This window comes from Methylocystis sp. (assembly GCF_021731785.1).
GTDB lineage: Bacteria > Pseudomonadota > Alphaproteobacteria > Rhizobiales > Beijerinckiaceae > Methylocystis.
Window position 1 is genome coordinate 17,708 of sequence record NZ_JAKFWS010000068.1, and the last position, 21,092, is coordinate 38,799.

Annotated in this window: 20 protein-coding genes and 1 pseudogene; 10 read left to right on the plus strand and 11 right to left on the minus strand. The window is 64.6% G+C overall.

All coding sequences use genetic code 11. From position 1 onward, the window contains the following. Positions 1–303: 303 nt before the first annotated feature. From QZ964_RS12460 to QZ964_RS12485, 6 genes and pseudogenes are all read right to left on the minus strand, one after another. Positions 304–585 (minus strand): hypothetical protein, encoded by a 282-nt coding sequence (locus QZ964_RS12460; protein WP_292531982.1) that lies wholly within the window; start codon positions 583–585, stop codon positions 304–306. A gap of 149 nt (positions 586–734) precedes the next feature. Next, entirely contained in the window at positions 735–3,446 is a 2,712-nt protein-coding gene (gene acnA, locus QZ964_RS12465) for an aconitate hydratase AcnA (RefSeq protein ID WP_292531983.1), read from the minus strand. 93 nt (positions 3,447–3,539) lie between these two features. Then, entirely contained in the window at positions 3,540–4,982 is a 1,443-nt protein-coding gene (locus QZ964_RS12470) for an MFS transporter (protein WP_292531984.1), read from the minus strand. A gap of 74 nt (positions 4,983–5,056) precedes the next feature. Next, complete coding sequence (locus tag QZ964_RS12475; protein WP_292531985.1) at positions 5,057–5,776, minus strand: helicase-related protein; 720 nt, start codon at positions 5,774–5,776, stop codon at positions 5,057–5,059. Positions 5,777–5,891: 115 nt separating this feature from the next. Further along, positions 5,892–6,683: pseudogene (locus QZ964_RS12480) on the minus strand (RecQ family ATP-dependent DNA helicase); the annotation flags it as partial. Then, positions 6,638–6,931, minus strand: coding sequence for a hypothetical protein (locus QZ964_RS12485; RefSeq protein ID WP_292531986.1), 294 nt, complete (start codon positions 6,929–6,931; stop codon positions 6,638–6,640). The pseudogene QZ964_RS12480 and the gene QZ964_RS12485, both read right to left, overlap by 46 nt. Before the next feature lie 246 nt (positions 6,932–7,177). Between QZ964_RS12485 and lspA the strand changes: the two genes are divergently transcribed. The 4 genes from lspA to QZ964_RS12505 all read left to right on the plus strand — a co-directional run bounded on the left by lspA (position 7,178) and on the right by QZ964_RS12505 (position 11,219). Beyond that, positions 7,178–7,651 (plus strand): signal peptidase II, encoded by a 474-nt coding sequence (lspA, locus tag QZ964_RS12490; protein ID WP_292531987.1) that lies wholly within the window; start codon positions 7,178–7,180, stop codon positions 7,649–7,651. A 101-nt stretch (positions 7,652–7,752) separates the two neighbouring features. Continuing rightward, the gene (locus tag QZ964_RS12495) at positions 7,753–8,454 is read left to right on the plus strand and encodes a hypothetical protein (RefSeq protein WP_292531988.1); all 702 of its coding nucleotides are present in this window, start codon (positions 7,753–7,755) and stop codon (positions 8,452–8,454) included. Between the two features lie 66 nt (positions 8,455–8,520). Next, complete coding sequence (locus tag QZ964_RS12500; protein ID WP_292531989.1) at positions 8,521–9,846, plus strand: pitrilysin family protein; 1,326 nt, start codon at positions 8,521–8,523, stop codon at positions 9,844–9,846. An 89-nt stretch (positions 9,847–9,935) separates the two neighbouring features. Continuing rightward, entirely contained in the window at positions 9,936–11,219 is a 1,284-nt protein-coding gene (locus QZ964_RS12505; RefSeq protein ID WP_292531990.1) for a pitrilysin family protein, read from the plus strand. Between the two features lie 61 nt (positions 11,220–11,280). Here the strand turns inward: QZ964_RS12505 and QZ964_RS12510 are convergent, their stop codons facing one another. The 3 genes from QZ964_RS12510 to fabI all read right to left on the minus strand — a co-directional run bounded on the left by QZ964_RS12510 (position 11,281) and on the right by fabI (position 12,750). Continuing rightward, positions 11,281–11,577 (minus strand): type II toxin-antitoxin system RelE/ParE family toxin, encoded by a 297-nt coding sequence (locus tag QZ964_RS12510; protein WP_292531991.1) that lies wholly within the window; start codon positions 11,575–11,577, stop codon positions 11,281–11,283. After that, positions 11,574–11,801: a hypothetical protein gene (locus QZ964_RS12515; protein ID WP_292531992.1), complete on the minus strand. Its 228-nt coding sequence runs from the start codon at positions 11,799–11,801 to the stop codon at positions 11,574–11,576. The genes QZ964_RS12510 and QZ964_RS12515 overlap by 4 nt, the downstream gene beginning before the upstream one ends. 88 nt (positions 11,802–11,889) lie before the next feature. Further along, positions 11,890–12,750 (minus strand): enoyl-ACP reductase FabI, encoded by an 861-nt coding sequence (fabI, locus tag QZ964_RS12520; protein WP_292531993.1) that lies wholly within the window; start codon positions 12,748–12,750, stop codon positions 11,890–11,892. Positions 12,751–12,967: 217 nt separating this feature from the next. On the opposite strand from fabI, the gene QZ964_RS12525 reads away from it, so the two are divergent. Next, positions 12,968–13,468, plus strand: coding sequence for an RNA polymerase subunit sigma-70 (locus QZ964_RS12525; protein WP_292531994.1), 501 nt, complete (start codon positions 12,968–12,970; stop codon positions 13,466–13,468). 4 nt (positions 13,469–13,472) lie between these two features. Beyond that, positions 13,473–14,363: an anti-sigma factor gene (locus QZ964_RS12530; protein ID WP_292531995.1), complete on the plus strand. Its 891-nt coding sequence runs from the start codon at positions 13,473–13,475 to the stop codon at positions 14,361–14,363. A 9-nt stretch (positions 14,364–14,372) separates the two neighbouring features. On the opposite strand, the gene QZ964_RS12535 is transcribed toward QZ964_RS12530, so the two are convergent. Then, a complete protein-coding gene (locus tag QZ964_RS12535) occupies positions 14,373–15,350 on the minus strand; it encodes a J domain-containing protein (protein WP_292531996.1) in 978 nt (325 codons plus the stop codon). 120 nt (positions 15,351–15,470) lie between these two features. Further along, positions 15,471–16,220 (minus strand): enoyl-CoA hydratase-related protein, encoded by a 750-nt coding sequence (locus QZ964_RS12540; RefSeq protein WP_292531997.1) that lies wholly within the window; start codon positions 16,218–16,220, stop codon positions 15,471–15,473. 233 nt (positions 16,221–16,453) lie between these two features. Between QZ964_RS12540 and QZ964_RS12545 the strand changes: the two genes are divergently transcribed. The 4 genes from QZ964_RS12545 (at position 16,454) to hpnA (ending at position 21,089) form a co-directional block, all read left to right on the plus strand. Continuing rightward, a complete protein-coding gene (locus tag QZ964_RS12545; protein ID WP_292531998.1) occupies positions 16,454–17,155 on the plus strand; it encodes a hypothetical protein in 702 nt (233 codons plus the stop codon). Between the two features lie 672 nt (positions 17,156–17,827). Beyond that, positions 17,828–19,012 carry a polysaccharide biosynthesis/export family protein gene (locus QZ964_RS12550; protein ID WP_292531999.1) on the plus strand — a complete coding sequence of 395 codons (1,185 nt, stop codon included), beginning with the start codon at positions 17,828–17,830 and terminating at the stop codon, positions 19,010–19,012. 193 nt (positions 19,013–19,205) lie between these two features. Next, the gene (locus QZ964_RS12555; protein WP_292532000.1) at positions 19,206–19,955 is read left to right on the plus strand and encodes a CDP-alcohol phosphatidyltransferase family protein; all 750 of its coding nucleotides are present in this window, start codon (positions 19,206–19,208) and stop codon (positions 19,953–19,955) included. Positions 19,956–20,102: 147 nt separating this feature from the next. Beyond that, complete coding sequence (hpnA, locus tag QZ964_RS12560; RefSeq protein ID WP_292532001.1) at positions 20,103–21,089, plus strand: hopanoid-associated sugar epimerase; 987 nt, start codon at positions 20,103–20,105, stop codon at positions 21,087–21,089. Positions 21,090–21,092 lie beyond the last annotated feature (3 nt).

The following is a 21,092-nucleotide window of genomic DNA, read 5'->3' on the forward strand; positions in this document are numbered from 1 at the left end:
TTACTTACCCGTAGGGCGTCTAGACTGCGCCTGCGCTCGACCCCTCCCGCCTTGGAACAGCAACGGCCTCACATAACGCAATGAGCGGCGGGACGATGTCGTATGTGACCGTTCCTGTCAATTGCGCGTCACTTCTGCGACGGTGCGCGCCGGTCCTTCAATGAACGACTCCGTTGGAGAGAAGATCTTTTATTTCCAGTAGCTTGGGGGCGCCGGCGCGACTTCTCGTGCGCCTGTTGTCGCAGCGCAAAAGGGGCGCGCGAGGGTTCGCGCGCCCCTTGGGCTCAAGTCAAAGCGATTTTTTTAAAGGCTCTTGGAGTTCTGCGGGCAGCCGCACTTCTCGTCGCACGCCTTCCTGTTCGCCTTCACGGTCGCCATGTCGGCGGTGATCGACTGCTGATCCTTGAGATAGGCGTCCTCGCACTTGCTCGCGCAAACCGCTTGGTCGTCCTCGGCATGCGTGTCGCAGCTGATGCGCGTCGCCTGGCTCTGCGCGCGCTGACCGACGGCGGCGTCGAAAGCGAACGACGGCGCAGTCGCCGCAAGAAACAGGGCGGCGGCCGCCGTTAGGGCGTATTTATTCATATGTTGATTTCCTCTTTTTCGCGTCGTGACTTTTTCTTTTTGTCGAGCGCTGCGTTGAACGCATTCCAACCGCAGCGGCCCGAATTCAACGCAAAGCTCGCTAACGCTGTCCGAGGACCATGAGCAAGTCAATCGTTTTTTCGCGAGATTTAAGGGGCGAGTTGTCGCAACACGTAAGGAAGAATGCCGCCGTTCTTGAAGTATTCTAACTCGTCCAGCGTATCGATGCGCGCGAGCAGCTTTGCGGTCTGAGTGGACCCATCCGGGAAAGCGATTGAAGCAATAAAGGTCTTGCGCGGAGCAAGTCCCTCGCGCAAGCCATGAATGGTCACCGTCTCGTCGCCTTTCAGCCCGAGCGTGTCCCAGCCTGCGCCTTCCGCAAAGGTGAGCGGCAGCACCCCCATGCCGACAAGATTGGACCGGTGGATGCGCTCGAAGCTCTTGGCGATCACGGCGCGAACCCCGAGCAGCATGGCGCCCTTCGCCGCCCAATCGCGCGACGAGCCATTGCCATATTCGGCGCCGGCGAGCACGACAAGCGGCGCGCCCTCGGCGCCGTAGCGCATGGCGGCGTCATAGATCGGCATGATTTCGCCGCCCGGATAATGCCTGGTCAATCCGCCTTCCGGCGTTTGCCCGCTCTCGTCGCGCATGATGTGATTCTTGATGCGGATATTGGCGAAAGTCCCGCGCATCATCACTTCATGATTGCCGCGCCGCGTGCCGTATTGATTGAAATCGGCGGGCGCGACGCCATGCTCGATCAGCCATTTGCCGGCGGGCGACGCCGCCTTGATCGAGCCTGCCGGCGAGATATGATCGGTGGTGATTTTGTCGCCAAAGAGCGCGAGTATGCGCGCGCCGACGATGTCCTCGACCGGTTTGGGCTCGCGCTCAAGTCCAACGAAATAAGGCGGGTTGCGCACATAGGTGGATTGATCGTCCCAACGGTAGGTCTCGCCGCTTGGCGCTTCGACCGCGCGCCAGTGTTCGTCGCCAGAGAAGACGTTGGCGTAAGTTTCGCGAAACAGATTGCGCGTCACCTGATCGCGGACGAAGGTCGCAATCTCGGCGTTCGCCGGCCAGATGTCGCGCAGATAGACCGGCGACCCGGCGCTGTCATGCCCGAGAGGCTCTTTCGTCAGATCGATCGCCATCGTGCCGGCGAGCGCATAGGCGACGACGAGCGGCGGCGAGGCGAGGTAATTCGCTTGGACGTCCGGATTGACGCGCCCTTCGAAATTGCGATTTCCCGACAGCACCGACGCCGCCACGAGGTCATGCGCATTGATGGTCTTGGAGATCGCCGGCGGCAGCGGCCCTGAATTGCCAATGCAGGTCGTGCAGCCGAAGCCGACGAGATTGAAGCCGAGATCGTCGAGGAATTTCTGCAGCCCGGACTTCGCAAGATATTGCGCGACGACCTGACTGCCCGGGGCAAGCGAGGTCTTCACCCAGCGCTTCGTCTTTAAGCCGCGGGCGATGGCGTTGCGCGCTAGCAGTCCGGCACCGATCAGCACGCTCGGGTTGGATGTGTTGGTGCACGAAGTGATCGCGGCGATGACGACGTCGCCGTGGCCGAGGTCGAAACTTTCGCCTTCGACGCCGTAACGCTGCCCGAGTCCGTCTTCCTTCTTATATTCGGTGGCGAGCGCGCCAAGAAACGCCGAGCCGACATCCGAAAGCGACGCGCGGCTCTCCGGGCGTTTCGGACCGGCGAGAGAAGGCGTCACCTCCGCGAGGTCCAGGGTCAGCGTGTCGGTGAATTCCGGATCGGGCACCCCGGGCTCGCGCATCATGCCCTGCGCCCGCGCATAGGCTTCGATCAGCGCGAGGCGGTCGTCGGCGCGCCCCGACATTCGCAGATAGGCGAGCGTCTCCTGGTCGATCGGGAAGAAGCCGCAGGTCGCGCCATATTCAGGCGCCATATTGGCGATCGTCGCCCGATCGGCGAGGCTCATGTGATCGAGGCCGTCGCCGAAGAACTCCACGAATTTTCCGACCACGCCCTTTTTGCGCAGCATCTGGGTGACGGTCAGAACGATGTCGGTCGCCGTCACGCCCTCCTTCGGCGCGCCGGTGAGCTTGAAGCCGATCACCTCGGGGGCGAGCATCGACAGCGGTTGGCCGAGCATCGCGGCTTCGGCCTCGATGCCGCCGACGCCCCAGCCGAGAACGGCGAGGCCGTTGATCATGGTCGTATGCGAATCGGTGCCGACCAGCGTGTCGGGATAGGCGACTTCGACCGTCTTGCCGTCGATCCGCTCCGTGCGCGTCCAGACGGTCTGGCCGAGATATTCCAGATTGACCTGATGGCAGATGCCGGTGCCGGGCGGCACGACGCGGAAATTGTCGAACGCCGACTGGCCCCATTTCAGGAATCGATAGCGCTCGCCGTTGCGCTCATACTCCAGCTCGACATTGCGGGCGAACGCCTGCGGCGTGCCGAAACTGTCGACGATCACCGAATGGTCGATGACGAGATCGACCGGCACCAGCGGATTGATCTTCTGCGCGGTCCCGCCGAGCGCGACCACGGCGTCGCGCATCGCCGCAAGATCGACGACCGCCGGCACGCCGGTAAAATCCTGCATCAGCACGCGCGCCGGCCTGAAGGCGATTTCGCGCTCGGTCTTGCCTTTTTCCTCGAGCCATTTGGCGAAGTCTTCGATCGACGCCTTGGTGACCGAACGGCCGTCTTCGTTGCTCAGCAAATTTTCGAGAACGACCTTAAGCGAATAGGGCAGGCGGGAGACGCCTCGAAGCCCGTTCTCTTCCGCCGCCTTTAGCGAGAAATATTGATAGGACCGGTCGCCGACGACGAGCGTCTGACAGGCGTTGAAACTATCGAGAGAAGCCATGGAAGGGTCCTTGCGGCGCGGGATGGCGCGCTCTTTCTAGAAAATTCCATGCCAGAGGGGCAAATAGAAAAGGCGCGTCGAAAATCGAGCTTATCAGACGCGTCGCTCGCCGCGCAGCGGTCGCTCCTCCATGCGCGCCAGGAAAACAAAGGACAAGCCGACACAGACGGCAAGCGCGAGAAAAACCAGACGAAAGCTCGAAAACAAAGCGGCGCTGTCGGCGTCCGCCTTCAGCGCTTCAAGCAATTGCGCCCGGCCGCCGCCGATCGCTAAAGCGGCGAACAGCGCGACGATCGCGCCGGCCGCGAGTTGCCGAAAGAATTGCATCGACGCCGTCGCGGTGCCGAGGTCGCGCGAATCGACGGCGTTCTGCACCGAAACGGTGGCGATCGGCAGCATCGCGCCAATCCCGAAGGTCGTGACGGTGAGCAGGGCGTTGAGCGACAGCAGCGAGCGGTCCGCGCCCGCCTTCATCATCCAAGCCGCGCCAAGCGCGGCGAGAAAGCCGGCGCCGAGCCCCAGCAGCGGGACGGCCTTGTAATGCTTGAGATGCGCCATCAATCGTCCGGACGCCGTCGCGCCGGCGACAGTGCCGACCATCAGCGGAATGAGCGTCAGCCCCGAATCGCTGGCGTTCATGCCGGCGCAGACTTCATAATAGATCGGCATCACGACAGAGAGGCCGACGAAGCCGCCAAGTCCAAACGAGCTCGACAGAATGGCGTCGCGCACGATCCGGAGTTCGAGGATGCGCAAGGGAATCAGCGGCTCCTCGGCGCGAACCGTGCGCCAGGCAAAAAGCGACCAGGCGAGGGCCGAAGCGGCCAGGAGGCCGCAAATCGCCGCCGACCGCCATGGAAAGCGGACGCCGCCCCAGCCGAGCGCCAGAACCAGCAGCCCTGAGGCGGCGATGAGCAGCGCGGCCCCCAGATAATCGACGCGATGCGGATGGCGCAGCTCCGGCAAACGCTTCAACCGGGAATTGACGATCAGCAGCGCCGCGAGGCCAAGCGGCAGATTGATCCAGAAGATCAGCGACCAATGCCAAAATTGCGCAAGAACGCCGCCGAGCGTCGGGCCGGCGATGCTCGACGTGATGAACACGACGGCAAAATAGGACTGGTATCGGCCGCGCTCGCGGGGGGAAACCAGATCGGCGACGATCGTCTGGCCAAGCGAAATCAAGCCGCCACCGCCCAGCCCCTGAACGACTCTCGCGCCCGCTAGGGCCGCCATGCTCGGGGCCAGGGCGCAGGCGACCGAGCCGATCACGAACGTGGCCACGCCGACAAGAATGACGCGTCGCCGCCCATAGACATCGGCGAATTTGCCGTAAAGCGGCGTCACCACCGTCGCGGCGATGAGATAGGCCGTCACGATCCAGGGCAGATCCTGAGGGTCGCCGAGGTCCGCCGCAATGGTCGGCATGGCGGTGACCACAATCGTCTGATCGAGGGCCGAGAGCAGCATCGCAAGGCCGAGCCCGAACATGACCTGACGCAGTTCGGCGGCGTTTGGCGGCGAGTTGTCGGACATGACCTCGGAAGGGGGAACGGGATGAGAGCCCTAACTACAGTGTTGCGGCGCCAAACGAAACCCTTGGCGACGCCTCAGCGGGCTTCGCCGATCACCCGTAACAGCGCCGCCGCGTCTTCGATCCCGCTGAGCAGCGGATCGCCGGCGCTGTCCGGTTTTTCGCGCGCGAGCGCGCGCAGCGCCTGTTCGGAGGCGACCGCGCGCGGCGCCAGCCCACGCCGTTTTGCGATAGCTCGTCGTTCGGCCTCCAGCGCGCGCAGCAGGCGCGCCTGGTCGACCGTGAGCGGCGGCTCGTCCGGCTGAGTCGACAGAATGACCGGCGCCGCCGCGATCTGAGGAACAGTCTCCTCGACATCCGGGAGGTCGCCGCGATTGGCGAAGCCGCTTGTGAAATCCGCGCGCCAGCCGAGCGCAAGCGAAGACAGGCGGCGAGGCCAAGCGAGCGGTCCGCCGCGGCAGTGATCGCATTTCCCGCAAGGCGCGCTGTCTTCGCCGAATTCGGCGAGGAGGCGCTGAAAGCGGCAGCCCGGCGCCGCCGCCAGCCGCGCCATCGCCTGGCGTCTGGCGTAATCCCCCGCGGCCGCCTCATTCTCCTGCGCGGTTTGCGGAATGCGCCAGCGCAGGGCCAGCTCGGCGGGCGAGAACAGCGTCAGCGCGCGCGCCGGCGCGCCGTCGCGTCCGGCCCGGCCGATCTCCTGATAATAGCCCTCGATCGAGGTCGGCAGATCGGCGTGAACGATGAAGCGCACGTCCGGCTTGTCGACACCCATGCCGAAAGCGATGGTCGCGACCATCACGGCGCCCTTGCGGGTAAAGAACGCGTCCTGACTCTCCGAGCGCGTATGGGCCGTCGAGCCCGGCATGATAGGGAAGCGCGTCGAAGCCGAGCCGCGAGAGCTCGCGGGCGAGCGCGTCGGTCTTGTTGCGCGAGTTGCAATAGATGATCCCGCTTTCCTTGCCGGGCGCGCGGCCCTTACGCGCGAATTCGACGATCTGGCGCGGGCCGGCGCGCTTTTGCGCGAAATCGAGGGATAGATTCGGCCGCGCGAAGGAGCGCAAAAAAATCTCGGCCGGCCGCGAAAACAGGGTGCGGGCGATGTCGTCGCGGGTGCGCGGACCGGCCGTCGCGGTGACGGCGAGCGTCGGCGGCGCGCCGAGCTTTCGCGCGATGTCGCCGAGCGCGCGATAGTCGGGCCGAAATTCATGGCCCCAATGCGAGACGCAATGCGCCTCGTCGATCGCGAACAGCTTGATGCGAATGCTGCGCAATAAATGCTGCGTTCCCTCCTGGGCAAGACGCTCAGGCGCGGCGTAAAGAAGCTTTGCCCGGCCCGACGCGACGGCGTCGATCGAAGCCGCAGCTTCGTCGTCCTCCTGCATCGAATGCAGCGCCACCGCGCCGACGCCGCTGTCGGCGAGGGTTCGAAGCTGGTCGCGCATCAGCGCGATCAATGGCGAGCAGACGAGCACGAGTCCGGGCCCCGGAGCGGCGGCCGGCAGCTGATAGAGGAGCGATTTGCCTGAGCCGGTCGGCATGACGGCGATGGCGTCGCGGCCGGCGAAAATGGCGTCGATGACTTCCGCCTGCCCCGGCAGAAAGTCCGAAAATCCGAATTTGCTGCGCAGCAATTCCCGCGCTTCGGCCAGCCCCGCGGTCATGGCGCCGCTTGCGACAGCAGCGCTGCGGCGATCTCGCACCATTCGTCTTCGAGCGCGCCCTTGTGCGGTTCTCGCCCCGCTCGCCGGTACCAATAGAGGGCGTTCGAAAGATCGCCTTCCCTGCGATGAAGATAGGCGTGCACCCACATGCTGTCGGGATCGGATTTGTCGTCGACGCATTTATGCGCGGCGTTCCAGTCGCCCTTGGCGTCGAACCACAGCGCTCGGAGTGGCGGCGGGAGCGGGGGCTCGTCCGCGGAAAGCGATTTGCGAAATGCGTCGAGGGTCATGGCGTTCAGACGAATTGTCCCGCCGAGTGATTTGCCCGGCGCGCTTGCGCGGGAAAGATTACTTCCGGCCGTTGATGAAGTGGAGGGGCAAAAAGCCTTGGCCAAAGGCTGGCATTTGAACCGCATGCGGCGGCAGCGAATTTTGCATTTTCCCCGGCCGGCCTTATTGCTGCGCCCCGGTCGGAGACTCCCCGCTTGCCTCTAAACTTTAAGCTGCGCGCCCTTTCGCCGAGGTCCCTGGGCCTCGTGACTGCGCTCGCCGCTCTGGCGTTCGATCAGGCGCATAAATTCTGGATGCTCCATATATTTGACGTCGCCGCCCGCCCGCCGTTGAGCCTCACGCCGTTCCTCGACGTCGTTCTGTCCTGGAACTTCGGCGTCTCCTATTCCCTGTTTCCGGCCCATGAAACAATGGCGCGACTGGCGCTGCTGACCGTCCAGGGCGCGATCGTCGCCGGTCTGGCGATCTGGATGGTCCGCACGCCGAGCCGCGCAACGGCTCTGGCGCTCGGTCTCATCATCGGCGGGGCGCTCGGGAACGCCGCCGACCGGATCGCGCGCGGCGCCGTCGCCGACTTCTTCTATCTCCACACCAGCCTGCCGGTCGGGCCGCTGGCCAATTACGTGTTCAATCTGGCCGATGTGTTCATCACTTTGGGCGTGTCGCTGCTGGTCTTTGAGGGATTTTTCCTGCCGCAGGAGCGGCGGGCCGGGACCTGAACATGCTCGGGTCCAGCTTTAGGCCCGGCCTTCGCCACCAAATCGCCAATAAGTCGCGGCCATGTAGCGCCAAGTAACCGGAGCCCAACGGAGTCCGACAGATGAAGCTTGCTCAGTCGCAGCGCTGCGCCCTTTACGTTCTCGCCGGATTCGCGGCGATCCAGGCCGCGCCAGCTCTGGCCGGCGACGACAAATCCACGTGGACGGCGATGATGGAGATGGTTGGCGCGTCTTCCGACGAAGCGGCCAGCAAGATCGATTACAGCGAACGACCCAGGCTCGTCTTGCCGCCGAGCGCCGGTGACCTTCCGTCGCCGCGGGAGCGGGCCGAGCGGCCAGGCGGTTGGCCAACCGAACTGTCGTCGGAGCGGCGCCGCAACGCCGATCGCTACGCGCGCGTTCCCGACGCGCCGCCGCCAGACCCAAAGAAAGGTCTTCTCGAGCGGCTTCGCGGTCCGCGTCCGACCGCGGCGGCGGGAACGGACGACGAGCCGGGTCTGCTTCAGCGCGTTCTCATGGCGCGCACCCGCAACGCCGCGGCCGAACCCGACGTGGCGCCGCGCCGGATGCTCGTCGAACCTCCGGAAGGTTATCGTCAGCCGACGAAGGATCTGAGCAGTTATAACGAGAAGTCCGGCAAGAGCTGGTGGAATCCGTTAAGCTGGGGCGGTGGTGGCGGCACCGAGGCCGATCCCGTCGCCCAGACCGGCAATCCCAATGCGCCCAGCACCGTCGCCCGTTCGAGCGGCGGCGGCCTGTCGAGCCTGATGCCGAGCTTCCTGAGAGGTTCTGACAAGAATTAAATTCCGGCCTATATTAGGAGAAACCATTCTCCGACGACGCGGCCGCGGCCGCGGGAAAGGCCGTTCATGTCATTTGAGACGAAGGCGTCAGCCGTTTCGCTTGCGCCCGGCGCAGCCGCGCCGGAGCCTGCGCGCGCGAGCATAACGAGCTTCACGCTCGATAACGGCATGGAGGTCGTCGTCATCCCGGATGCGCGAACGCCTGTCGTCACGCATATGGTCTGGTACAAGAACGGCGCCGCCGACGATCCGCTCGGCCAGTCGGGCATCGCCCATTTCCTTGAACATCTGATGTTCAAGGGCACGAAAAATCATCCTCAGGGCGAATTCTCCAATCTTGTCGCCGAACTCGGCGGGCAGGAGAACGCCTTCACCAGCTACGATTACACCGCTTATTTCCAGCGCATCGGCAAGGAGCATCTCGCGACGCTGATGGCGTTCGAAGCCGACCGCATGCGCAATCTGGTGTTGACCGACGAGGTCGTCGATCCGGAGCGCGACGTGGTGCTCGAGGAGCGCCGCATGCGCACCGACAGCGATCCTTCGGCGCAGCTCGACGAAGCCGTGCAGGCGGCGCTCTTCGCGCATCATCCCTACGGCACGCCGATCATCGGCTGGAATCACGAGATCGAGGGGCTGGATCGCACCCATGCGCTCGCTTATTACGAGCGCTTCTACACCCCCGAGAACGCCATTCTCATCGTCGCCGGCGACGTCGAGGCGGATGAAGTCGAGCGTCTCGCCAAGGCGACTTACGGCAAGATTCCGGCGCGGTCCGCGGCCCCGCGCCGCGCTCGCACCCAGGAGCCGCCGCACCGCGCCCATCGTCTGGTGACTCTGCGCGACGAAAAGGTCGAGCAGCCGGCGCATGAGCAGGTTTATCTGGTGCCGTCCTACAGCACCGCCGCGCCCGGCGAAGCCGAGGCGCTGGAGACGCTTGCCTACATGCTCGGCGGCGGACCGACGAGCGCGCTCTATGAGACGCTGGTCGTCGAGGAGCAGGTCGCGGTCGGCGCCGGCGCCTATTACATGGGCTCCGCCGTCGACGACACGCGCTTATGGGTTTATGCGACGCCTGCGCCGGGCGTTACGCTCGAAGAGCTCGACGATGCGATCGATCGCGTGCTGCGACGTTTCGGAGAAGAGCCGATCGACGCCGAACATCTGCAGCGCGCCAAGACCCGTCTCATCGCCGACGCCGTCTACGCCCAGGACAGCCAGGCCTCGCTGGCCCGCTGGTATGGCGAGGCGCTGGCCACCGGCCTCACGATCGAGGACGTCGTCGCCTGGCCCGATCGCATGGAGAAGGTGACCGCCGCGGACGTGCAAAACGCCGCGCGCAAATGGCTCGACAGGCGCCGGGCCGTCACCGGATTTCTGCTTCCGGCCTGAGACGCATATCTGCATGAGGCGGTCGGCTGTCGGCCGACGCCCGATCCGATAGCGGAAGACCGACTGCCGATCCCACATTAGGAAAGCAAATGACCGCTCACGCGCCCGCCGTCACCATCGCCTCCCGCGCCGAACATGTGCAGCGGATCATGACGCCCGGCGGCTTGGAGGTCTGGCTCGTCGAAAGCCACGCCGTGCCACTCGTCGCGCTCGAATTCGCGATTCGCGGCGGCGCGTCGCAGGATCCTGCCGAAAAGCCCGGACTCGCCACTTTGCTCGCGGCGACGCTCGACGAGGGCGCCGGCCCCTATGACGCGCGCAGCTTTCATCGCGTCATCGACGAGCTCGCGATTCATCTCGGCTTTGGTGCCGACCGCGACGCGATCTCGGGCCATCTGCAGACTCTCTCGCGCAACGTCGACAAGGCTTTCGGCCTGTTGAAACTGGCGCTCAACGACGCGCGGCTCGAGGCCGGCGACGTCGCGCGCGTGCGCAGCCAGCTTGCCGCCGAATTGAAGCGCGACGCCAATGATCCCGACTCGGTTGCGTCGAAAGCTTTTCGCGAAGCGGCTTTTCCGAACCATCCCTACGGACGTCCGGTGCGCGGCGATCTTGCGTCGATCGATACGCTGTCGCGCGAAGACCTCATCGCGCTGCGCGAACGGCTGTTTGCGCGGCGCGACCTCAAGATCGGCGTCGTCGGCGCGATCAACGCCGGCAATCTCTCCGAACTCATCGACGCGACCTTCGGCGGACTTGCGCTGCAAAACGATCTCGCGCCCGTGCCGGAGATCGCGGTCGCCAATGTCGGCGCGCGCAAAATCGTCAATCTCGACGTGCCGCAATCGACGATCCGCTTTGGGCGGCCGTCGATCAGCAAGCACGATCCCGACCACTACGCCGTCGTCGTCGCCAATCACATTCTGGGCGGCGGCACCTTCACCTCGCGGCTCTTTCGCGAGGTGCGCGAGAAGCGCGGCATGGCCTATTCGGTCTATTCGCATCTCAATGAATATGACCATTGCCCGATGCTGATCGGCGCCGCCGCGACGAAGAATGAACGCGCCGGCGAAGCGATCGGCGTGATCGAGGAAGAGTTCAAGCGCTTCGTCGCCGAAGGTCCGACCGAGGATGAATTGGATAAGGCCAAGAAATTCCTCATCGGCTCCTATGCGCTGCGCTTCGACACCTCGACGAAGGTTGCGAGCCAGCTCGTCAATCTGCAGCTCGACGGATTCGAACCGAGCTTCCTCGATGAGCGCAATGGCAGGATCGCCGCGGTGACGATGGAGGATTGTCTGCGCGGCGCGAAGCGGCTGTTGGGCGACGGCGACCTGCTGGTGACGGTGGTGGGGAAGCCCGCGAGGGTGTGAGGGGCGCGCTCGTGCGCCGCGCATGCCAATCTGGCCGGCTCGTGAGGCGGCTTGGAGCATTTCAGTCCTCCGTTTTCGGGGGAGATGGCCGGCGAGCGCTGTGGCGTACGCCGTGAATGATGATCTCGGTTTCTGTCGCGCGATAGAAAATCAGATATGGGTAGGGATAGACGACCATGCGGCGAAGGCCGCTTTTTTTGCTGGTCGGATGACCCGCTTGCGGATGCCGCAAGAGGAGAGCCGTCATCGCCTGAATTCGGGCCTTGATGCTGCGTGCGCCCTGCGGCGAACGTTCGTCAATGAAAGATAGAATTTCGTCGAGTTCAGCGGTGGCGCGGAGCGTGTAGCGAAGCTTCACAGCCCATGCTTCGCCCAGATGGCCCGAATTTGATCGTCGGTCGCAAACTCGCCGCGCTCGGCCTGCGCCAGCGATTCCTCGAACGAGGCTTCTTCTTCGGGGGTGAGCTGCACAGCCGGTGTCTCTTCGCCCGTCATCGCCATGATCACGCGCGCCACCTCATCCTGCATGGAAGGCGGGAGGCTGCGCGCCGCCTCGAAGGCCTGTTCGAGCAGTTTCGTCATGGCGCAAGTTTAGCGATCTGTTCGAGCGCTGGAAAGACATTCCGCTCGGCGTGGACGCCCGCGACAAGCGCGGGCATGACGCAGCGGCTCACTTCTGCTGTGGCAGCAGCGCCAGCAGATCGGCCATTTTCGGCGCGGCTGATGGATTCATCATGCCCACGACATGATAGCCGGCGTCGACATGCAGCACTTCGCCGGAGACGCCGCGCGCCATCGGCGACAGCAGATAGACCGCCGTCTCGCCGACTTCCTCGATCGTCACGACGCGGCGCAGCGGCGAATTATATTCGTTCCAGCGTAGGATGTAGCGGAAGTCGCCGATGCCCGAGGCCGCCATGGTCTTGATCGGCCCTGCCGAAATCGCGTTGACGCGAATGTTCTTCACGCCGAGATCGGCGGCGAGATAGCGCACCGACGCCTCCAGCGCCGCTTTGGCGACGCCCATCACATTGTAATGCGGCATCCATTTCTCGGCGCCGTAATAGGTGAGCGTCAACAGCGAGCCGCCGTCGGTCATCAGCTTCTCGGCGCGCTGCGCCAGCGCGGTGAAGGAGTAGCAGGAGATGTTGAGCGACATCTGGAAGTTTTCCAGCGTCGTCTCGACATAGCGCCCGTCGAGCTGGTCCTTGTCGGAATAGGCGAGGCAGTGCACGACGAAATCGAGCCGGCCCCAAAGCTTCTCGATTTCGGCGAAGACGGCGTCCATCGTCTCCGGCTCGGCGACGTCGCAGCGCCCGACGACAGTCGCGCCGATGTCGGCGGCGAGCGGCCGCACGCGCTTTTCCAGCGCCTCGATCTGATAGGTGAGCGCGAGTTCGGCGCCGGCGTCGGCGCAGGCCTTGGCGATGCCCCAGGCGATCGAGCGATTATTGGCGACGCCCAGAATGAGCCCCTTTTTTCCCTTAAGCAGTCCGGCGAAAAGGGCGGCGGGCGCAGCTTGCTGTGTCATGCGTGTCTATTTCCTGGGCGTGAAATCTGCTCGGCGGCTTCGGCCCTTTAGCGTGGTTTGGGCGCAAAGGAAACCCTCGCTCCAAAGCGTTGGGGCCGGCGAAAAAGCGCGCGCGAATCGCGGCAAGCATAGCCAATCGCGCGGGTTTGCCCTATCATTTGATAGGAAACGTCACTGGCCGCGCAAACAAGCGACAAGAGCGAGCGGAGCGCGCCGCATGGGCAGAAGGGCCGATATCATAGCGGGTCTGGGCGGAGCGACTCCCGCCCTGCGGCGTTATGCGCGCGCGCTCTGCGCCGGCGCAGGCCAGGCGATCGCCGACGATCTTCTGCAAAGCGCGCTGCAATCGGTCGGCGCGCGTATCCGCGCGCGCGACCTGCGCCCGGCCGATCTCGCCGAAGCGCGAATCGAAACCTATGCGACGCTTGTCGCGCTCGCCGAGAAAAAACTCGCGAACCCGCCTGGTCCGGCGTCGCGCCACCCGACGATCGTTCACGGGCTCGCAAGTCTCGGCTTCGACGAGCGCGCCGTGCTGCTGCTCGTCTCGCTGGAGGGCTTTGGCTATGACGCCGCGGCGCGCATCGTCGGCGCGACTCGAGAAACTGCGCTGGCGCGGCTGATGCGGGCCCGCGGCGCGCTCGGCGCGGAAGGGCTGCGGCCGGTCGCGCCGCTTGAAGGCGGCCGGCGCGCCGCCGCGCATCTGCGAGTCGTGAAGTAGCCCCATGACGCCCTCGGCGCTGATCGAAGAAGCCGACCTGCACGCGCTGGTCGACGGCGAACTCGACCCCGAGCGGCGGCGCAAGGTCGAGGATCATCTGCTGCAACATCCCGAGGACGCCGCGCTCGTTGAAGGCTGGCGCCGGCAGAACGCTGCGTTGCGCGCCGCTTTCGAGCCGGTGGCGCTGGAGACGCCGCCGCTGTCGCTCCGAGAAGCGGCGGCGCGTCCGCCGGCGCCGCCAGCCGGTCAGGGGCCGATCGAGACCGGCGCAATCCACTGGGGGCGCCCCGGCGCGGCGCCGCGACCAGCGCGTAAGCTCGACGAAATCCGCGCCAGCCGCCGGCGACAGGCGCTTGCCTCGACGCTGGTCACGCTCGTCGCCGGCGCGGCAGTCGCGGTTGCGGCGCTGCTCTTCGTGGCGAGCCGGCCGCCGGCGCAGCGTCCGACGCTGACCACGGCCGCCACGAGCTATGCGGCAAGAGCCGGGCTGACCTACGCCACTTACATTCTCGACGCGCGGCCCGTTGAGATCGACGCGGGCCGGCGCGGCGAACTTCTCGCCTGGCTTCAGGAGCGGGTCGGCTTTTCGCGCGCGCCCGACTTGGGCGGCGTCGGGCTGCGGCTGCTTGGCGGACGCGTCACGCCGGGCGTCGCCAGCCCCGCGGCCTTTCTCGTCTATGAGCGCGACGACGGCGCGCGCGTTGGTCTTTATTTCGAGCGCGCCGAGGCCGTTGTCGCGCCTTCGGGCCAGCGCGGGCAAGGGGTCTCGGTCATCGAGTGGCGCGCCGGCGGCTTCGCCTTCGTGCTTGTCGGCGCCTTGCCGCCGGACGCCATGCAGGCGGCGGCGGAAGCGGCCGCCGCGGCGGTGGTCACGGCGCCTGCCGAGGCGAGATAGAAGCTGAACTCATGACATTTTGGCGCGCGGATCATAGCGATCGGCGTCGCGCCATTCGCGCATCCGCGCGTCAAGGGCATCGGATGATGTTTCCGGCAGCATGATTTTCAAGGAAACGTATAGATCGCCGGCGATCTTGCCTTCCGAAGCCGGCAGTCCTTTGCCCCGCAGCCGCAGCACCCGACCGCCATTGGAGTGCGGGGGGATCGTCAGCTCGACCTTGCCGTCAAGCGTCGGGGTCTCAACGCGTGCGCCAAGCGCGGCCTCATAAACGGTCACCGGCAGCTCGAGCCGCAGATCGCGGCCGTCGATTTTGAAGTAGGGATGCGGGGCGACCTTCACGGTGACGATGGCGTCGCCGGGCTCGGCGCCCATTGAGCCTGGCTGGCCCTGGCCGCGCAGACGGATCTGCTGGCCGTCATCCACCCCGGCCGGGATTTTGACTTCGAGCGTGCGTCCGCTCGGGAGAATGACTCGCGCCGAGCCGCCGTGGGCGACCGTCTCGAGCGGCACTGTGGCGGTAGCGGCGACGTCGTCGCCGCGAGTCGGTTGCGGTCCGGCGCGACGGCGCCCGCCGCCGCTGAAGAGATCGGCGAAGAGGTCGGACGGGTCGAAGCCTGCGCGTCCGCCGCCGGGCGCTTCGTTGCCGAAGTGAAATTCGAAATGCTGGTCGCCGCCGGGCGCGCCGCCGCCCGTGCGCCAGCCTCGGCTGAAGCCGCCGGGACCAGCGCCGCCGCCGAAGCCTTCGAAGCCAGTGAAGCGTGGCTTGCCGTCCGGCCCGATCTCGCCCTTGTCGAACTGCGCCTTTTTCGTTTCGTCGCCGACGATCTCATAGGCGGAGTTGATTTCGGAAAACCGTTCCTTGGCTTTCGCGTCGTCCTTGTTGCGATCGGGGTGGAACTTCTTGGCGAGCTGGCGATAGGCCTTTTTTATATCGGCGGGGCTCGCCGATTTGGCCACGCCGAGAACGTCGTAAGGATCGCGCATAATTTTCCGATGAGCCCATGTGAGCGCCCGCCCTCAGCGGCGCAGACGCGTATGTCCAACATGCTATTTGGGGAAAGCCCGTCCGCAACGCAAGCGGCGAAGGTCGCGTCGCGTTGAAGGCTAACCCGACCGCGATGCGAAAAAAGCGGCAAAACGCTCCCGCGCCTCCGGCGATGTCAGCGCTTGGGCGAAAAGCGCCGCCTCGCCGTCGATGCGCGCCAGAATGTCCTTCCGGTCGCCGCGCATCAGCCGTCGCGCCATGCGAAGCGCTTGCGGCGGCTTCGCCGCCAGGCGACGCGCGGCGTCCATCGCAAGATCGAGGACCGCTTCCGCGGGCGCAACGCGGTTGACCAGGCCGAGCCGTAACGCCTCCTCGCCGTCGAAGCCGTCGCCGAGCAGCAGATATTGGGATGCCTTGGCCATGCCGAAGCGCTGCGGAATCAGCAGGCTCGCGCCGCCCTCCGGCGGCAGGGCGAGATCGACGAAAGGCATTTTAAAGCGCGCGTCGGGACTCGCATAGACGAGGTCGCAATGAAAGAGAAGGGTGGTTCCGACGCCGACGGCGTCGCCGGTCACGGCGGCGACGAGCGGCTTGTCGAAGGCCGCCGTGGCGCGAATGAACGTCAGCGCCGGAAAGGGCTCGGCGCTCGCCGCGAAGTCGCGAAAGTCGGCAAGATCGTTGCCGGCGCTGAAATTTCCGCCGGCGCCGGCGAAGACGACGGCCCGCACCGCCTCGTCACTGGCCGCCGCTTCGAGCGTCGCGATCAATGCGCGATACATTTCGCGGTCGAGGGCGTTCTTCTTTTCGGGCCGATTGATCAGCAGCCGCAGCACGCCCTGGTCGCTCGAAACGACGATCTTTTCAAGCATGAGGAGCTCCAGAATCGCAGAACGCCAAGGGGATCGGCTCGGCTCTCTTTCCGCGGCGCCGGCGATCTTCGCCAAAGTTTTGAGGGATTTCGCTGAGATAGCTGCAAAGCGGCGCGGGCTGGAGATCATCGACGACTTGCGCCAACGCCGCAAGCGGGTAGATTTCAATAGGATGAGATTGTCGACGGCTGGGGCGCCGTTTTTTCGGCTTCGTAAAAGAAGGGCTGCGCGGCATGAATCTCGGCGAAATGGCCAATCGGCTGTTTGGCGGCGCGCCCGGTCGGGGCCAGAGCTTCCTCTATGCCGCCGAACAGCGCCTGGCCCAAAGGATGGCGTGCGCCGCGCCCGCGTGGATCGCGCCGGCGCATCTGTCGATGATCGGCGCGGCTGGCGCCGCAGTGGCGGCGGCGGCGCTGGTGGGCTGCGGTTCATGGCCTGAACTGGTCTGGCTGACCCCGCCGGCGATGCTCGTGAATTGGTATGGCTTGACGGTGGATCTTCCGCTTGCGCGCTTGCGCGGCGGCGAACTGCCGGGCTCCGGCATGGCGCACCACGTCTCCGAACTTTTTTCGCACATACTGCTCATCGTCGCCTATGGCTTTTCGCCGTTTCTGACGCTGCGCGCTGCTGCTGCGGTGCTCGTCTGCTATCTGCTGTTCTCATCCTATGGCTACATTCGCGCTGCGACGCGCCATCTTCAGCAAATGGCCTACATTGGTCTCGGAGTAACGGAGTTTCGCATTCTCCTGGCGTTCTGGCCCTTCGCCGCAATTGCGCTCGGCGTTCCGGAAAGTCGGCGCGATCCGTTGCCGGCGATCGACGTTGCGGTTATTGGCTTGGCGTTGGTGGCGGTCCTCGGCCTTTGTGGCAAGCTTTTCAAGGATGGACGCAAGATCGCCGCATCGGCGCCCGCGGCGCGCAGCAGAGACAAGTAGACCAGAAGAGAGATGCGGAACTTTCGTCAAGCGGGCGCATTTTCCTTTCATGCGCGCTGCTTTCCTGACGAACACAGTCATTGGAATTTTGCTTGGAGCCGTTGGGACAAGCGCGGGCGCAGGTTCCGGCTCCCCTTCTCTTTCGGTCCTTGAGGCGAGCGACGCGCCAGCCGCTCTTTCCGCCTGGCGTCTGAAAGTCGAAGCGGCGAGGCAGCGCTATGAAGCCTTCGCCGCACGCGCGGCATCCGAGCTTCGCGCGGGACGGCCAACGCACGATGGCGCGCCGACCTCGTTGGAGCCGTTCTCCGCGGTCCTCAACGATCCGACCCTTCGCTATAGCGATCTGGTCGTGACGTCTGAAGGCGTTTTCGTGTTTCATGGCGTGGAAGGGCGGCCCCACAGCGCGACTGACTTCGAGCGTCTCCCCGATGCTCGCGTTCGCGCGCTTTCACTGAGAACGTTTGACAAAACTAATTGAAAAACGACGATTCTCTCAGTTCGATTAACCATCCAAACACATTGGTAAAATTTTTACGATCGGGGATAAAACTGGTGGTATTTCGGCCACATAGCCGGCATATTGCCTTTGCACACGCAAGCTCCCGGCGTCTCTGGGAGGGCGGCTTCTGTGTATTCAGAAATTCGCGCCGGCGGGCCCATATTGGAGCGACTTTGAAGATTGCCATTCCCCTCCCATCACGCCTCTGCCTCGCGCTCGCTCTCGGATTGCTGCTAGAGGGCTGCTCGATCTTTCCGGCGTCGGGTCCGACTCGCAAGGACATCGTAGAGAGTGTGACGCCGAGTCTGACCAGCGGCGAGCCTAGCTTCGCGCTTGTCGAGATCGACGGGAATTCCCTCAATGCGCTGGCGCGCCGAGCGCCGTCTACATTTCGCGGCTATTTCGGCGATTACAGGCCGGCCGGCAGCCAAACGATCGGCGTAGGCGACTCGATTCAAATAACGGTTTGGGAAGCCGCATCAGGCGGGCTGTTTTCGTCGACCGTCGCTGATCGGATGAGCCCCGGTTCGCGATCGGCCGCAATTCCGGACCAGGTCGTCGGACGGGACGGTTCGGTCACCGTTCCTTACGCCGGCCGCGTCCAGGTCGCTGGCCGCAGCCAGCAAGAGGTCGAGTCCGCGATCATCGAGCGGCTTCGCGGCAAGGCGATTGAACCGCAGGCCGTGGTCAACGTCACCCGCAACATCACCAACACGGTCACGGTCACCGGCGAGGTCGCCAATGGCGCGCGCGTTCCTCTGAGCCTGCGCGGCGACCGCGTGATGGACGTTATCGCCGCGGCCGGAGGCTATCGTTCGCCCGTTCATGAGACTTTCGTGACCTTGACTCGCGGCAACCGCACCGCGCGGGCGCCCATTCAAGCGCTGCTCGCCAATCCCCGCGAAGACATCTATTTGCGGCCGGGCGACATACTCACCGTTGAACGTACGCCGCAGACCTATACGGTTATTGGCGCGACCGGCGCCAATGCCGTCGAGCCATTTGACGCGCGCGGCATCACGCTCGAAGAGGCGATCGGCAAGGCGGGCGGCCTGACCGACTCTCGCGCCGACCCCGACGGCGTGTTTGTGCTGCGCTACGAGCCGGCGGTCGTTGCGCGCGAATTTCCCAGTGTCGCGCCGAGCCTGCTTGAGCGCGGCCTGGTGCCTGTCGCCTATCACCTCAATCTACGCGAACCCGCGGCGCTATTTGCAGCGCGGCGTTTCGCCATGCGCGACAAAGACATTCTGTATGTCAGCAACGCGCCGTTCGCCGACGTCAGCAAGGTTGTGCAGCTCGTCAATATGGTTGGGCAACCGGCGGTCCAGGGCATCGCGGTCAGCAGCTTCTTGAAGTGAGGGATAAGGATTCCATCGCGACCGGCGCGGAAATTGCTGGAGCCTTTGATTGAGGTCAATGTCGGTTAAGTTCTGAATAAGTCATGGTTTTGCCTGCTTCATGCGTAACATGACTGTCCATATGCGATCGTTCGCTGAGCGTCGTCGAAAGTCGGGACGACGCTGACGTGTTGAACGCTTTTGAGGGTTTGTAGTGGCCAATCAGCGGATCAACGAAAGTTTTCTCGCGCTCAAGGAGCGCGCTGCGCTGTCGGCCCTGGCGCGGCGTCTGCCGCACGGGGCGACTCCCGACCATTTGACCGCGATTGGATTGGTGGGCGCCGTTTTGACTCTCCTCGGCTTTGTCGCCTGTCACTGGTCGGACGGTTTTCTCTCCTTTGTCGTTTTGGGCCTGTTTCTCAATTGGTTTGGCGATTCTCTCGATGGCACGCTGGCGCGGTACCGTTCGATCGAGCGGCCCCATTATGGCTACTTCATCGACCATTCGTCGGACCTCATCGCTCAAACGTTGATCATCGTTGGACTCGGCGTGTCGCCCTTTTTCACTGTCGCCTCATCGCTCCTGGTGCTTTCGCTCTACCTGCTGATGAGCTCCTACACCTATTTGAGGGTGGTGACCGAGAGCGTGCATCGGCTTTCATACGGCGGCATGGGTGCGACAGAATTTCGCATTCTGGTCGCGTGCTGGGCGCTTTTCGCTGCCTGGCTCGGTCCAAGCGTCGCGACGGCGCAGGCTTACGGCTTCGCGGTGCTCGACATCGTCATCGGCAGCCTATCCGCACTAACTTTTCTGGGCTTCGTGGTCGTCATCCGGAAGGACCTTATGCGGCTGCAGCGCGAAGAGCGCGAAACCATCGCATCGCTCCAGCCGGCGACAGCAACGCAAGAGCCATCGCCACTAGAAGTGGAAGAACAGAGTTTGATGGAGTCTGCGGCCGGCTAAGGCGCTCGCAGACCAACCGACGGTCCGACTCGACCTCAATTGGCGCCAAATTTTTGGACATCGCGCGCGCCCTGTCGATTCCGCAGCAATGGGCGGCGACTTGGTTCCGGCGCTTCTTGAGAGCCCGGCGCTGAGGCAGGAATGGGCATGGTTTCCAACGGAACGGTTCTCGTCACCGGCGCGAGCGGATTCATCGGCGGCGCTGTCGTCAAGCGGCTGCGCGCAAAAGGAGTCGCTGTGCGCGTGCTCGTGCGCCGATCGAGCCCGCGCGACAATGTCCCGCCGGATTGTGAGGTCCTCGAAGGCGACGTGACTGACCGTGATAGCGTCCGGCGCGCCATGGCCGGCGTCTCTGCGCTCTTTCATCTTGCGGCCAATTATCGCCTTTGGGCTCCTGATCCCGAACCCGTGATGCGCGTCAATGTCGCCGGTACGGAGATCGTCATGCGAGAAGCTCTACGCGCGGGAGTCGCGCGCGTGGTGCATACGAGCAGCGTCGCCACTCTCGACGCCGACTCGGCGCCTTGCACCGAATCCAACCGGCTCACGCCCGAGCGCGCCATCGGCGCATACAAGCTCAGCAAAATCCTTTCGCAGCGGCTGGTCGAACAAATGATCAGAGACGAAGGGCTGCCGGCCGTCATCGTGTGTCCCTCGGCGCCGCTCGGCTCCGGCGACGTGCGACCGACGCCGACCGGAAGGATCGTCTGCGAGGCGATGCGCGGCGGGATGCCCGCTTATGTCGACACCGGACTAAACATCGTTCATGTGGATGACGTCGCCGACGGCCACATCGCGGCGATGAGCGTCGGCAAAATCGGCGAGAGTTATATTCTCGGCGGCGACAATCTAACGTTGCGGGATCTCCTTATAGAGATATCGCGTGTGACCGGGCGGCCGCCGCCGTGGACGAAGCTGCCGCGTTGGCCGCTCATCCCGCTCGCTTGCGCCAATGAACTTGTCGCGCGCTTCGCCGGTTCGGAGCCGTTCCTCAACCGTGAAAGCTTGCGGCTTTCCGCAAAGCGGATGTTTTTCGACGATTCCAAGGCGCGCCGCGCCCTCGGCTACAAGACGCGGCCGATGGCCGACGCCGTGGCCGACGCCGTGCGCTGGTTCGCCGGCCGGCGCGCATAGAGT